The organism is Clavibacter lycopersici (assembly GCF_003576405.1).
Taxonomy (GTDB): domain Bacteria; phylum Actinomycetota; class Actinomycetes; order Actinomycetales; family Microbacteriaceae; genus Clavibacter; species Clavibacter lycopersici.
Genome location: NZ_QWGT01000436.1, coordinates 1 through 998, shown reverse-complemented (window position 1 = coordinate 998; position 998 = coordinate 1). Strand labels below are relative to the sequence as shown.

General features: G+C 75.1%; 2 protein-coding genes. Both read right to left on the bottom strand.

From position 1 onward, the window contains the following. Positions 1–632: PP2C family protein-serine/threonine phosphatase (locus tag DZG00_RS15780; RefSeq protein ID WP_147360080.1), on the bottom strand; the 632-nt coding region annotated here is incomplete at its 3' end. After that, the coding region (locus DZG00_RS15775) for an FHA domain-containing protein (RefSeq protein WP_147360079.1) at positions 629–998 on the bottom strand (370 nt) is incomplete at its 5' end. The genes DZG00_RS15775 and DZG00_RS15780, both read right to left, overlap by 4 nt.

Below are 998 nucleotides of genomic sequence, written 5' to 3'. Positions count from 1 at the left end.
CCGTCCGAGCAGACCAGCAGCCGCAGCCGCGCGGTCACGGGGAGCAGCCAGTAGTCCGCCTCGGACGCGTCGCCCACGCCCACGGCCCGCGTGATGATGTTGCCGTCCGGGTGCCGGTCGGCCTGCGCGCGCGTGATGCGGCCGGCGTCCACCATCTCCTGCACGACGGAGTGGTCGACCGTGACCTGCTCCAGCACGTCGCCGCGCAGCTGGTACACCCGCGAGTCGCCGACGTTGAACACGGCCCAGTACGGGCGGTCGGACACCAGCGTGAGGCAAGCGCCCGTGACGGTCGTGCCGGCGTGCAGCTCGAGGTCGCCGGTCTCCTCGCGGATGTCGCCGACGGCCAGGTCGAGCGCCGGCTCCACGCCCTCGGGATCCGCGAACCCGGACTCCGCGCGCTCCTGCTCCTCGGCGAGGCGGCGGATGACAGCGTCGCTCGCCACGTCGCCGGCCGCGTGCCCGCCCATCCCGTCCGCGACGGCGAAGTACGGCACGGCCGCGAGCACGCTGTCCTCGTTGTGGTCGCGGCGGAGGCCGCGGTCGGTCATCGACGCCCAGCCCAGCACGAGCGTGCGCCCGTCGGGCAGGACGAGGGAGGTCTCCGGGACGTCGGGTCCGATGGCGGTCATCGGGCGGACAGGATCTCGAGGACGACGCCGTCGCCGATGTCGATGCGCGTGCCGGGCACGACCACGAGCGACTCCCCCGGGCGCAGCGCGAGGCGCTCGGCGCCGGGGGCCAGCACGACGGTGCCGTTGGTGGAGTCGAGGTCGGTCACGACGACGACGCCGGAGTCCTGCCGCAGCGCGAGGTGCGTGCCCGATATCTCTCCGAGCGGCGACGGCACGGTCACCAGTCGCGGCGCGGCACCGCGGATCACGCGCGGGGGCCGCGGACGGCGGCCGACGATGACGGGCGCGTCGAGCGGTATCCGGTCGGCATCGGCCGCCTCGAGGTGCGGCGCCCCGTCGCGCACGACGCGGACGGCGTGCACG